The following is a 12,477-nucleotide window of genomic DNA, read 5'->3' as shown; positions in this document are numbered from 1 at the left end:
CCAGGGAGCCCGCCATGAGCGCGACCACCACCACCATGCCCCCCACTCCCTTGTTGCAGGGCGCGCTGCCGCCGCTGCCTGCCTGGCGCCGCAAGCTGCGCCGCCTGCTCGGCCATCGCGGCCTGATGATCGGCGCAGCCGTGCTGGCGGTGATCGTGCTGGCGGCCATCTTTGCGCCCTTGCTGGCCCCGCATGATCCCTTCGACCAGGATGTCACGGCGCGCCTGATTCCGCCGGTCTGGCAGGCGCAAGGCAGCTGGGAGCATATCCTCGGCACCGACAAGCTGGGCCGCGACTATTTCTCGCGGCTGATCTATGGCGCGCGGGTGTCGCTGACCATCGGCCTGGCCGCCGCCCTGATCTCGGGCCTGATCGGCACCACCCTGGGGGTGCTGGCCGGCTACTTTGGCGGACGCACCGATGCCGTCATCAGCTACCTCATCACCACGCGCCTGGCCATGCCGGTGGTGCTGGTGGCGCTGGCCATGGCCTCGCTGGTGGGCGGTTCGCTCAAGGTGGTGATCGTGCTGCTGGGACTGTTGCTGTGGGACCGCTTCGCCGTGGTGACGCGCTCGGCCACGCAGCAGTTGCGGGACGCCGAATTCATCGCCGCCGCCAAGGCCATCGGCGCGTCCACGCCCTACATCCTGCTGCGCGAAATCCTGCCCAACATCATGGGGGCGCTGATCGTGGTGGTGACGCTGGAAATGGCCCACGCCATCCTGCTGGAGGCCACGCTGTCCTTCCTCGGGCTGGGCGTGCAGCCGCCCACGCCTTCCTGGGGCCTGATGGTGGCCGAAGGCAAGACCTACATGTTCTTCAAGCCCTGGGTGATCGTCATCCCGGGTGTGGCGCTGGCCCTGCTGGTGCTGGCGATCAACCTGGTCGGCGATGGCCTGCGCGATGTCAACGCGCCCGATGGCCGCAACTGAACCGCTTCGTAGGAGAGCACCATGAGCGTATTGCTGGACGTGAAGAACCTGAAGGTGGACCTGCCCACCGAAAACGGCATGCTGCACGCCGTGCGCGGCATCGATTTCCAGGTGCGCCGGGGCGAGATGCTGTGCCTGGTGGGGGAGTCGGGCTGCGGCAAGTCCATGACCTCGCTGGCCTTGATGGGGCTGCTGCCGCGCAAGGCGCAGTGCAGCGCCGACCACATCCTCTTCGATGGCGTCGATCTGCATGGCATGCCCGACAAGCAATTGATGCAACTGCGCGGCAAGCGCATGGCGATGATCTTCCAGGAGCCGATGACCTCGCTCAATCCCTCCTATACGCTGGGCAACCAGCTGTGCGAGGCGATGCTGCAGCAGCCCGGCGTGAGCCGCGCCGAAGCGCGCGAGCGGGCGCTGTACCTGTTGCATCGTACCGGCATCAGCAATGCCGAAGACCGCCTGCGCCAGTATCCGCACCAGCTTTCGGGCGGGCTGCGCCAGCGCGTGATGATCGCCATGTCGCTCATGTGCAATCCCGACCTGATCATCGCCGATGAACCGACCACCGCACTGGACGTGACCATCCAGGCGCAGATCCTGCGCATGATCCGTGAGCTCCAGCAGGAATTCGGCGCCGCCGTCATCTTCATCACCCACGACCTCGGTGTGGTCTCGCGTATCGCTGACCGGGTGGCGGTGATGTATGCGGGCCAGGTGGTGGAAACCACCGACGTCGCGCAACTCTTCGCTCAGCCGCGCCATCCTTATACGCAGGGGCTGCTCAACTGCATCCCGGTGCGCGGCAAGACGCTGCCGGGCAGTCACCTGCAAGCCATTCCCGGTGTGGTGCCCAGCCTGGTCGGCCAGGTCAGCGGCTGCGCCTTCCGCAATCGCTGCGCCAAGGCCGACAGCGGTTGCGAACGTGACCCGCAGATGGTGCAGCAGGGCAGCGTGACTGCCCCGCACCAGGCGCGTTGCCTGAAACTGGATGTCGCGATGGATGCGATGGAGGTGGCAGCATGAGCAATTCCCATCAAGCGCCGGCGCCGCTGGACGATATCGCCCTGGAGCTGTGCGCGCTGACCAAGGTCTATCCGCTCAAGCGCGGATTGTTCCAGCCCCCCGGGCAACTCAAGGCGGTCAATGACGTGTCGCTGCGCCTGTACCGTGGCGAGACGCTCGGGCTGGTGGGCGAATCCGGCTGTGGCAAGAGCACCCTGGCCAAGATGCTGCTGGGCCTGCTGCCGCCGACCTCCGGCAATGTGCTCATCAATGGCCAGGAAGTCGATCCGACCGAGCGCAAAGCGCATGCGCGCCATATCCAGCCCATCTTCCAGGACCCGTATTCCTCGCTCAATCCACGCAAGACCGTGGCCGAGATCGTTGGCCTGCCCTTGAAGCTGCATGGTATCGGCAATGCCGCCGAACGCAACCGCCAGGTCAAGGACATCCTCGATCTGGTGGGCATGCCCGAGCGCACCCATGCCCAATATCCCAACCAGCTCTCCGGCGGCCAGCGCCAGCGGGTGGCCATTGCGCGGGCGCTGATCCTGCGTCCGGACATCCTCATCTGCGACGAGCCGACCTCGGCGCTGGATGTGTCGGTGCAGGCGCAGATCCTGAACCTGCTGCTGGACCTGAAGGCCGAGTTCGGCCTGACCTATCTGTTCATCAGCCACGACCTGGGCGTGGTGGAACACCTGGTGGACCGCGTGGCCGTGATGAACCAGGGCAGTATCGTCGAGCTGCAGAGCCGCGAGCAGCTCTTCAGCGAGCCCCAGCATCTCTATACCCGCATGTTGCTGGCCTCGGCCCTCACGCCCGATCCGGGACGGGGCATCCCGGCGCTGGCCGCCGCCTGAATCACTTACCCCCATCAACCAGGAGCAGCAGCATGAGCAGAGCACAAGCCATCGCCGGTGTGGAAGCCTACTTCGACGACGGCCGTTTCATGGAGACCTTGAAGCGCCGCGTGGCCATCCGCACCGAAAGCCAGGAGCCGGCCAGCCGTCCCATCCTCTACGATTACCTGCACCAGGAAATCACGCCCTACCTGCAGGCACTGGGTTTCACCTGCGAGGTGGTCGACAATCCGCTGCCCGAGGGCAGCCCCTTCCTGATCGCCGAACGCATCGAAGCCGAGGCCGCCTTCACCGTGCTCACCTATGGCCACGGCGACGTCGTGCGCGGCTATGACAAGCAATGGCGCGCCGGCCTGTCACCCTGGGAGATCGTGGTGGAAGGGGAGCGCTGGTACGGGCGCGGCATTGCCGACAACAAGGCCCAGCACACCATCAACTTCGCTGCGCTGGAAGAAGTGATGAAGGTGCGCGGCGGCCGCCTGGGCTACAACGTCAAGCTGATCCTGGAAATGGGCGAAGAAACCGGCTCGCCCGGCCTGAACGCGGTCTGCCAGCAATACGCCGAACGGCTCAAGGCCGATCTCTTCATCGCCTCCGACGGCCCGCGTGTGAATGCACCCACGCCGACCATGTTCCTCGGCTCGCGCGGCGGCTGCAATTTCGACCTGAAGTGCCATCTGCGCGATGGCGGCCATCACTCCGGCAACTGGGGCGGCTTGCTGCGCAATCCCGGTGTGCGCCTGGCCAATGCCATCGCCTGCCTGGTCGATGAGCGCGGCGCGATCCGGGTGCCGGCGCTGTTGCCCTCCGCGCTGCCGCAGAGCGTGCGCAAGGCCTTGGCCAAGGTCAAGCTGGGCGGCGGCCCGACCGATCCGGAGATCGATACGGATTGGGGCGAACCCGACCTCACCCCTGCCGAGCGCGTCTTCGCCTGGAATACGCTGGAAGTGCTGGCCTTCAAGACCGGCAATCCGGAAGCGCCCGTCAACGCCATCCCCGGGCAGGCCAGCGCGCATTGCCAGATCCGCTTCGTGGTGGGCAGCGATGACGCCCATTTCATCGAGCACATCCGCGCACATCTGGATGAACATGGCTACGACGATATCGACGTCAGCCTGGCCGGCGTGCAGTTCGCCGCCACCCGCCTCGATCCCGATGATGAATGGGTGCGCTGGGGCCTGGCCTCGATGCAGGAGACCAGCGGCAAGGAACCCACGCTCTTGCCCAACCTGGGCGGCTCGCTGCCCAATGATGTGTTCTCCGAGACGCTGGGCCTGCCCACGCTGTGGGTGCCGCATTCCTATCCGGCCTGCTCCCAGCACGCCCCCAATGAACACATCCTGGCCAGCGTCTCGCGCGAGTCGCTGCAACTGATGGCGGGCCTGTTCTGGGATCTGGCCGAGCAGGGCGCGGCCGTACTGGCGCGTCGCCAAGCGCTGGCGGGGCAGGCATGAGTCACGCGCATCCAGGCCACCTGTGCGAGGTCGGCGACCTGCACGATATCCAGGACGAGATCACTGCCATCCGCCGCCACCTGCACCAGCATCCCGAGCTCTCCTTCGAGGAAGTCGATACCGCTGCGCTGGTGGCGCAACGCCTGGAGCAATGGGGCTATGCCGTCACACGCCACATCGGCGGCAATGGCCTGGTCGCGACGCTGCGTGTCGGCAGCAGTGCGCGCAGCATCGGCCTGCGCGCCGACATGGACGCCTTGCCGATCCAGGAAGAGACCGGCCTGGACTGGGCCAGCGTCAAGCCCGGCGCCATGCATGCCTGCGGCCATGATGGCCATACCGCCATGTTGCTGGGGGCGGCCCGCCATCTGGCCCGGACCCGCCGCTTCGATGGCACGCTGAACCTGATCTTCCAGCCGGCCGAAGAAGCCGGCTTCGACAGCGGTGCGCAAAAGATGCTGGCCGATGGCTTGTTCGAACGCTTTCCTTGCGAGGCCGTGTTCGGCATCCACAATCATCCGGGCGTGGAAGCCGGCACCTTCATGTTCAGGAGCGGCCCCTTCATGGCGGCCTGCGATACCGTCAAGATCCGCATCACCGGACGCGGCAGCCACGCCGCCCGCCCGCACCTGTCAGTGGACCCGGTGGTGGTCGCCGCCAGCCTGGTGATGGCCTTGCAGACGGTGGTCTCGCGCAATATCGATCCGATGGACAGCGCCGTGGTCACCGTGGGGAGCCTGCATGCCGGCAAGGCTTCCAATGTGATTCCCGAATTCGCGACGATGGAACTGAGCGTGCGTTCCTTCAAGCCCGAGGTGCGTGAACTGCTGGAGCAGCGCATCCGTGCGCTGGTCAGCACGCATGCCCAGAGCTATGGCGCACAGGCCGAGATCGATTACCTGCGTGGCTATCCGGTGCTGGTCAACAGCGATGCCGAGACCGACTTTGCCCGCAGCGTGGCCGAGGAACTGGTGGGGCCGGAGAAGGTGATCGCCCCCTTCGGCCCGATTGCCGGCAGCGAGGACTTTGCCTACTTCCTGCGGCAACGTCCGGGTTGCTTCCTGCGGGTCGGCAATGGCCAGGGCAAGCCCATGCTGCACAACGCCGGCTATGATTTCAATGACGCCAACATTCCCATTGGCGCGGCCTACTGGACGCGGCTGGTGGAACGCTGGATGCCGTTGCAGGGAGAGTGAGGAGGGCGCATCGCCGCGACCATCCCGCTTATTCGGACTGCATATAAGCGAATGACGATTGCTTCCTTCACGAGGTAGGCAAGCCGCGTTACAGTGGGGACGTCTCCTCAGACTTCCCGGACTGGGAACGCTTCGAGCTTGAACCCGCCTTGCGCAAGCCTGGCGGGTTTTCTTTTTTCTTGCTTCTCGTTTCTCGTTTGCCGACGGCTCACGCGGGGTTCGAGCATGTGACCGCAATTCATCCGTTAGCGCCGCCAAGGCAGAGCTGGCGCGGTGTTGCCAAACTTGGACGGCGTCGCCAGGCTCAGGAATTCCCCGATGTTCGCGCGGCCCGTCACTGCCTAAGATGGGAACCATCGAAACACGGTCTGTGGCGTCGGAAGCCAGGTGGAAGGCAAATCCCGACAGGCTCGCAAGACCCTCATGCTGATCTTGCCAGGAGTATTGCCATGCATTTCGTCACCGATTCCGTCCCGGGTGAAATCACCCTGATGTTCATCAGTTATCTGGTGTTCTGCACCGTGCTGATGTACCTCTTCGTCCGCACTGACCGCGAGTGGGGCCAGATGGAAGTGTCGCTGGATGAGGTGGGCCAGCGCGACAAGCACGTTGCCGCCAAGGCCGCGCTGGTGTACGCCAGCGTCGATGCCGAAAACCGCTCGCTGTTCGACAGCGGCCTGACCCGGCCGTCGCTGCAACATTGCGCACAGTATCACGACGTGGATTGCAACTGCTTCATGCAGGGCGTCCGCAAGCAGGATGACATGCCTGGGGGAAAGCTGGGTGGGGAGTAGTAGGGGAAGTGAAGTGGAAGTGGGGAAGTGGGGAAGTGGGGAAGTGGGGAGTTGAAGGTAGCAAGTAACAAGGAAGTAGGGGGTTGTACCGTAGCACGCAGTAGAAGTGGCAATGATGCAGTAGTGGCAGGAATTGTAGAAGTTGCAGTTTTGCAGTGAAGCAGTCTGTGCAGGAGAAGTGTGCAGTTGCAGGTGCAGTACCGTAGCAGAGCAGCAAGTGCAGTGGCAGTAGCAGTAAAAATCTCTTGAGGGTGGAACGGCAAGTCGTGAGGTCGCTTTTGTTCCAAAGCGCGCGTCACGTGTCGGGAGCGGGTAGTCGACGCCCCGTGAAGCGGCCAGGCGGCTTGCCCGTTCTTTTTCATGAGAAAATTGCGCCATGCAAACCTCTCATTCCTCCGCGCAGAACCTGCGCCCTTTGATTCCCCTGGCCGATTACCAACGCATCTTCCGCGTCATCCATTCCGTGCTGCATAGCGTGGAAGCGGATATCCCGGCCGCCAGTTTCTTCTTTTCCGTCACCGCCGCGCAGATCCTCAAGAAGTTCTACAAGCGCAACGCCTTCCCGGTGGCCGGCGCCGCCTTCTATCTCATCCATCCCGACCGCGCCGGCGCCTTGTCCTTCGGCACGCTCGCCGAAGACGGCCAGAGCGTGGCCAGCGACAAGGACGCCTTCCATGCCTGGGTGCAGTGCGATGGCTATGCCATCGATTTCATGGCCCCGCTGTTCCAGGAATTGCTGAGCTCGGCGGGGCATCCCTTGCCGGTGCCGCGCCGCATGTTCCAGAAGGATCTGGGGCGCATGTGCTCGGGCGTGCAGGCCCTGAGCGTGCCGGGCGACTTCTACCTGGCCCCCGACCTTGCGCTCACGCGCGAACTGCTGCAGCAGTTCATGGCCAAGAAGGCCCTGACCAATCTGTCCCAGCTCTGCCAGGAATGGTTCCGCAAGCCGCCCAAGGCCATGCCGGATGACTTGGCATTGCAGGGTGCGGACGGCGAGATCTCGCGCATCAGCCTGCAGCCCACGGCCATTGACGGCGTCTGGTAAGGCGCGCTTGCAGCGGAAATTTCATCCAGGGAAGGTGTGAGGCGAACGCCTCCGAAGGGAGGGTGTGCTGGACGTATGTCCAACACACCGTACGATCATGCATATCGGTTGCATGTACCGCACTAGGATTGGGATCTTAGTGCGCGGATATGACGATGTCATGACATGCGCCGTTCTGATAGCAATTTCTCGAAATTTTTCGATGTCATCGGGAGGAGACGGTATGTGCTACGGAAGTTATGCCGAGGATGACTCCCGGAGGCAGCACCAGCCGCTTCTTTTCATCATATAGGACAGGCCAATGACAGACCAAGGCAGGCATCTGCGCATCGACAACATCGAATTCAACGTGGCCGACATCGAGCGCAGCAAGGCGTTTTACGGCGCCGTATTCGGCTGGCGCTTCGTGGACTACGGCCCGACCTACACCGAGTTCCAGGATGGCCGCCTGACGGGCGGCTTCACCACCGGCGAGCCGGTCAGGCCGGGCGGTCCGCTGGTGATCCTGTATGCGGACGACCTGGAAGACATCCAGCACAAGCTCCTCGCCGCCGGCGCGCGCATCAGCCGCGCGACCTTCTCCTTCCCAGGCGGCAAGCGCTTCCACTTCATCGATCCCGACGGGTATGAATTGGCGGTGTGGTGCGCCGATCCAGCGTGATGGCGGATCAGCCACCGCTTCCCGAGGCGAAGAAGCGGCGCTATCTGGTCGTCGGCACCAGCGGCGCAGGCAAGTCCACCTTTGCCCAGGCGCTGGCGGCGAAGCTTGGTGCGCGCTATATCGAGCTGGATGCATTTTACTGGGGTGAGTCCTGGCAGGCGGTCCCGCACAGCCAGTTCGAGAGCGCCGTACGAGAGGCCAGCCATGGACCGTGCTGGGTTGCTGATGGCAACTACAGCGCGGTGCGCGAACTGCTGTGGTCGCGCGCCACTGATGTGATCTGGCTCAATTACGGGCGCGCCACCGTGTTCTCGCGCGTGTTTTGGCGTACGGTCAGCCGGGGCTTGCTGCGCACCCGGCTTTCGCACGGTAATCGCGAGTCGCTGCGGATGGCCTTTCTGTCGCGTGATTCCATTCTCCTGTGGGCCTACACCACGTTTGAGAAGAACCGCCACAAGTTCTCGCAACTGCGCGAGGATCCACATTATGCGCATCTGCAATGGCACGAATTTCGTCAACCACGGCAGGCCAGGGCGTTTCTGCTAGCCGTGGACGAACAAGACCGCTGAGCCGATGCCGATGGCTTAATACCTGGCGGCGTGAATTTTTCTTCTTATGTCATGGCCGCGTAATACGTCCCCGTTAGACTTCCCCCCGTCTCCTCTGTAACCTGTTGCAGATGTTTTGGCCTGCGATGCGAGCGTGTCGCAGGCCTTTTTTCCCGGTTCTCTTCACGCCCACGCCGGCCAGTGGCCTTGTAACCCGGCAGTACGCACACGTGGTGGAAGCTGCGGTCCTCCCTTCCCGACTGGCGCAAGCCTGGTCGGTGCGCGGCGCGGGGTGCGTATCTCTCTCTCTTGTTGGCAGCTAGCGGACGCTGCTCCTGGCGCTGCCCAGTCTGTGTCAGATTTCCAATTTCCTTTTCTATTCAAGTACTTGGCTGGCTTTTCCAGCGCTTTTCCACAGGCTTGCCACCAAAAGATGTGGATATCCGCCGCAGAGCGGACCGGGACGCTGGCCGGGCCGGCGCACCCTTTTGCCTGCCCGCTAAAGTGTCGCAAGGCGAAACGCCAGTGAAATCAAGGGCTTATCTCCCTTGTCCAGCGCTTGTCCACAGCCTTGCCACCAAAACATGTGGATAGTGATCATCAGGCCATTGTCGAGGCGGCATTTGTCCCTTTCCGGCAGCGGCGGCACGTGGTTGGCAGGGTGTTGCCCATGGTCGAAGCGGAAATCAAAAGTTGTTTGAAATCAATGTCTTGATGAGCTTGTCAAGACGTTCTCCACAGGCTTGCCACCAGAAAATGTGGATAGTTCGTCAGCGCATGTCAGGAGGGGCCATGGTTCCTTCCTGCCTGTTTTTTGCCCGTCCCAGGTGCGGAAATGGAATTTCCTTTTGAATCAATGCCTTGGCCTGCTTACCCAGCGTTTCTCCACAGGCTTGCTACCAAAAAATGTGGATATCCTGACCATGATCGGGGATAAGTGCCGTCATCATGTCGGCGGCAGTGCGTTTGCCCAGCGCTTGCGCGCTGCTGTGGCGGATTGGGAAAAGACTTTGAAATCAATGGCTTGGCCGGCTTGTCAAGCCTTTGTCCACAAGCTTGCCCCCGAAAAATGTGGATAAGGGGAGGATTCGCGCCCGCCCGAGCGAGGGCGGGGTGAAAGTGGGGATAAACCGGTTCAGCCGTTGTCGGGGGCGGTATAGGGTTCCACGCTGACGGCCTTCATGCTGTAGCTGGAAGCCCCCATGGAAGAGTCGGAGCGCTCCACCTTCAACACCCCGCTGATCCACACCGCATCCATGGTGCGCACGTTCTTGACGGCCTTGGCGCTGCGCACGTGGATGATCTGGTTGGCCGGTGGCGGTGGTACGTGGATGCAGGCGCCGAAATAGGGCACCAGCAGGAATTCCTTGAGCGCCTCGCCCTCACGGTCCAGCGAGACGACGAAGCCCGGCAGGCGCACCGGCTTGCCTTCCATGCTGGCGTCTACCGGCGCATCCTTCCAGTATTTCTTGGCCTTCCACAAGGCGGCGTCGGCGCGGGGATCTTCGTCGGTCAACTGGTCCAGCTTGAGTCCCTTGAAGGGCGCCATCGGGTCCCAGTCTTTGGGGATCAGCGCTTCCCAGGCGATTTCCTGGTAGCCGTTGACCATCTTGCCGGAGGCCTGGTAGGGCTTGTCCGTCACTGCCGGGCTTTGCTTGAGCTGGTCGCCCACCTGGTACTGGCCATTGGTGGCCGCCGCCACGCCCGGCACGGTGCTGCCGGCGTCGGCGCGCGCGGTGACCGCCGGGACCGCGCCGGCCAGCGGTGCGCCGGGGGCTGCGGCGTGCGGAGCCGGCGCGGCGGCGGCCGGTGCGGCCTGGGCGTCGGAATGGGCCAGCAGGCGCACACCGCTGCCTACCAGCAGGCCGGCGGCGACGATGCCGCCCATCCAGTAAAGAGTCTTCATAGCGTTACATCCACGTCAAATTCTCGGGGTCAGCCCATCCGACAGGCTCAGGCGGTAGGCCCGCAACGCCGGCAGCAGGCTGGCCACCAGCCCGGCCAGCACGGTCCAGAGCAGCAATTGTAATTCGCCAGCGGCGGGCCAGGCAGGCTGCAGGGCGATGCCGAACTGCTCGGCCAGCAGCGGCCCCAGCGTCCACACCAGCAGGCTGAGCAGGAGCAAGCCGCTGGCCACGCCGGCCAGCATCACGCCCAGGCCTTCGATACAGAGCAGCAGCAGCACATCCAGCGGACGCGCGCCCACCGAGCGCAGGATCGCCAGTTCGCGCCGCCGCTCGCCCAGGCTGGCCAGGATGGCGGCCACCAGTCCTGCCAGGCCGACTACCACCACCATGCCCGACACCACCAGCAGCGCGTTCTCGCCGATGCCCACCACGTCCCATAGCTGGTCCAGCGCCACGCCCGGCAGCACGGCCATCAGCGGTTCCTTGTAGCCCTGGCCGCTGGCGATTTCGCGCTGCAGGGCGAACACCCGCGCGCGGCTCTTCAGGCCCACCAGCACAGCGGTGATGCTGGTGGGCGTGAGGTTGAACTTCTTCACGAATTCGGCCGGGATATGCACGCCCGGCAAGGGGGCTCCACCTTCCCAGTCGAGGTGGATGGCCTGCATGCCGTCCAGCCCGATGTGCACCGTGCGATCCACGGGCGTGCCGGTGCGCGCCAGGATGCCGACCACCCGGAAAGGCTTGTCGGCATGCTGGGTCAGGCCCATCCCGCCCATGCCATGCGAGAGGATGATGATGTCGCCCAGGTGGTAGTGCAGCTTGGCGGCCACGTCGGCGCCCAGCACGGCGTCGAAGACGCCAGCCATGGGATGGCCCTGGGTCAGGCGCAGTGGCTGGTTGCTGCCGTAGCGGAAGTGGGTGAAGTAGTCGCCATTGGTGGCCAGCACCGAAAAGCCCCGGTGCGAGTCGCCCAGCGAGATCGGGATGGTCCAGGCCACGGCGGGGTTGCGCGCCAGCGCCTGGGCGCTGTCCCAGCCTATGTTGTTGGTGGCGCCGCCGATGCGGAAGATGGCGTAGAGCATCAACTGGATGGGACTGGTGCGCGCCCCCACCACCAGATCGGTACCGGAGACCGATTGCGAAAAGCCGGCGCGCACCTCATGGCGCACCCTTTCGATACCCAGCAGCATGGTGGTGGACAGGGCGATGGCGACCAGCATCAGGCCCAGGGTGAACCGGCGGTTCCAGGCGCTTCGCATGGCCAGGCGCAGCAGGATCTTCATGCCGCCTCCCCGGCGTGGCGGGCGGCGTCATTGACCTGTTCCAGCGCCACCAGGCGGTCGAAGCCTTGCGCCAGGCGCAGGTCGTGGCTGACGAAGACCAGCGCCGCACCGCTCTGCGCGCATTCCCGTCGCAGCAACTCCAGGAAGGCTTGCTGGCGGTCGCTGTCGAGCGCCGAAGTCGGCTCGTCGGCCACGATGATCTCAGGTCGTCCGATCAAGGCCCGCGCTGCCGCCACCCGTTGCTGCTGGCCGATGGAGAGCTGGGTGACCGGGCGTTGCCACAGGCTTGGCGCCAGATCCAGCGCCGCCAGCAGGGCCTGGGCGGCGGCGGTGAGGTTCGCGCCTTGCTGTAGCGCGCGCTGCTTGCGATAGGCCGAGAACTGGCAGGGCAGCAAGACGTTGTCGAGGATGGAGAGGTAGGGCAACAGGTTGAACTGCTGGAAGATGAAACCGAGATGGTCCACCCGGAAGCGGTCGCGTTGCGGCGCGGGCAAGGTGTGCAGGCGCTTGCCGAGTACCTCGACGCTGCCGTGCTGGGGCAGGATGATGCCGCCGATGGCGGCTAGCAGCGTGCTTTTTCCGCTGCCGCTGGGGCCGCTGATGAAGACGTGTTCGCCAGCGGCGATGCGCAGGCTGGTCAGCGCCAGGGCAGGGTGGGGCTGGCCAGCCCAGGTGAACTGCAGGTCGCGCAGATCAATGGCGGCCGGAGGAGGCGAAAAGAGCGTCGAAGTCATGACGGCAGGCGAGGTGGCGTGAGAGCTGCGGACCACCGATGTTAGCGTGGCTGGCTGT

At 64.2% G+C, this 12,477-nt stretch carries 12 protein-coding genes; 9 read left to right on the top strand and 3 right to left on the bottom strand.

What is annotated here, in order from left to right; genetic code table 11:
* Window positions 1-14: 14 nt before the first annotated feature.
* The 9 genes from ACP92_RS15915 (at window position 15) to ACP92_RS15875 (ending at window position 8,516) form a co-directional block, all read left to right on the top strand.
* The gene (locus ACP92_RS15915; RefSeq protein ID WP_013235127.1) at window positions 15-932 is read left to right on the top strand and encodes an ABC transporter permease; all 918 of its coding nucleotides are present in this window, start codon (window positions 15-17) and stop codon (window positions 930-932) included.
* Window positions 933-953: 21 nt separating this feature from the next.
* Window positions 954-1,958, top strand: a complete 1,005-nt coding sequence (locus ACP92_RS15910; RefSeq protein ID WP_013235126.1) for an ABC transporter ATP-binding protein — start codon at window positions 954-956, stop codon at window positions 1,956-1,958.
* The gene (locus ACP92_RS15905) at window positions 1,955-2,797 is read left to right on the top strand and encodes an ATP-binding cassette domain-containing protein (RefSeq protein WP_013235125.1); all 843 of its coding nucleotides are present in this window, start codon (window positions 1,955-1,957) and stop codon (window positions 2,795-2,797) included. Before ACP92_RS15910 ends, ACP92_RS15905 begins: the two co-directional genes overlap by 4 nt.
* Window positions 2,798-2,829: 32 nt before the next feature.
* Entirely contained in the window at window positions 2,830-4,251 is a 1,422-nt protein-coding gene (locus tag ACP92_RS15900; protein WP_013235124.1) for a M20 family metallopeptidase, read from the top strand.
* Window positions 4,248-5,447 (top strand): M20 aminoacylase family protein, encoded by a 1,200-nt coding sequence (locus ACP92_RS15895; RefSeq protein WP_013235123.1) that lies wholly within the window; start codon window positions 4,248-4,250, stop codon window positions 5,445-5,447. The genes ACP92_RS15900 and ACP92_RS15895 overlap by 4 nt, the downstream gene beginning before the upstream one ends.
* Window positions 5,448-5,896: 449 nt before the next feature.
* Complete coding sequence (locus tag ACP92_RS15890; protein ID WP_041310986.1) at window positions 5,897-6,241, top strand: hypothetical protein; 345 nt, start codon at window positions 5,897-5,899, stop codon at window positions 6,239-6,241.
* Window positions 6,242-6,617: 376 nt separating this feature from the next.
* Window positions 6,618-7,286: a DUF2026 domain-containing protein gene (locus ACP92_RS15885; protein WP_013235121.1), complete on the top strand. Its 669-nt coding sequence runs from the start codon at window positions 6,618-6,620 to the stop codon at window positions 7,284-7,286.
* Between the two features lie 301 nt (window positions 7,287-7,587).
* Entirely contained in the window at window positions 7,588-7,947 is a 360-nt protein-coding gene (locus tag ACP92_RS15880; RefSeq protein WP_013235119.1) for a VOC family protein, read from the top strand.
* Window positions 7,947-8,516, top strand: coding sequence for an AAA family ATPase (locus tag ACP92_RS15875; protein WP_013235118.1), 570 nt, complete (start codon window positions 7,947-7,949; stop codon window positions 8,514-8,516). Before ACP92_RS15880 ends, ACP92_RS15875 begins: the two co-directional genes overlap by 1 nt.
* Before the next feature lie 1,114 nt (window positions 8,517-9,630).
* On the opposite strand, the gene ACP92_RS15870 is transcribed toward ACP92_RS15875, so the two are convergent.
* Genes ACP92_RS15870 through ACP92_RS15860 form a run of 3 tightly spaced genes read right to left on the bottom strand, consistent with a single transcriptional unit; the run spans window position 9,631 to window position 12,419 of the window.
* The gene (locus ACP92_RS15870) at window positions 9,631-10,401 is read right to left on the bottom strand and encodes a DUF3299 domain-containing protein (protein ID WP_013235116.1); all 771 of its coding nucleotides are present in this window, start codon (window positions 10,399-10,401) and stop codon (window positions 9,631-9,633) included.
* 15 nt (window positions 10,402-10,416) lie between these two features.
* On the bottom strand, window positions 10,417-11,685 hold the full coding sequence (locus ACP92_RS15865; protein WP_013235115.1) for an ABC transporter permease: 1,269 nt from the start codon (window positions 11,683-11,685) through the stop codon (window positions 10,417-10,419).
* Entirely contained in the window at window positions 11,682-12,419 is a 738-nt protein-coding gene (locus ACP92_RS15860; protein WP_013235114.1) for an ABC transporter ATP-binding protein, read from the bottom strand. The genes ACP92_RS15865 and ACP92_RS15860 overlap by 4 nt, the downstream gene beginning before the upstream one ends.
* Window positions 12,420-12,477 lie beyond the last annotated feature (58 nt).

Origin of the sequence: Herbaspirillum seropedicae, from assembly GCF_001040945.1 — a bacterium.
Lineage (GTDB): Bacteria > Pseudomonadota > Gammaproteobacteria > Burkholderiales > Burkholderiaceae_D > Herbaspirillum > Herbaspirillum seropedicae.
The sequence above is the reverse complement of the archived record's forward strand: the minus strand, read 5'-3'. Positions and strand labels throughout refer to the sequence as shown.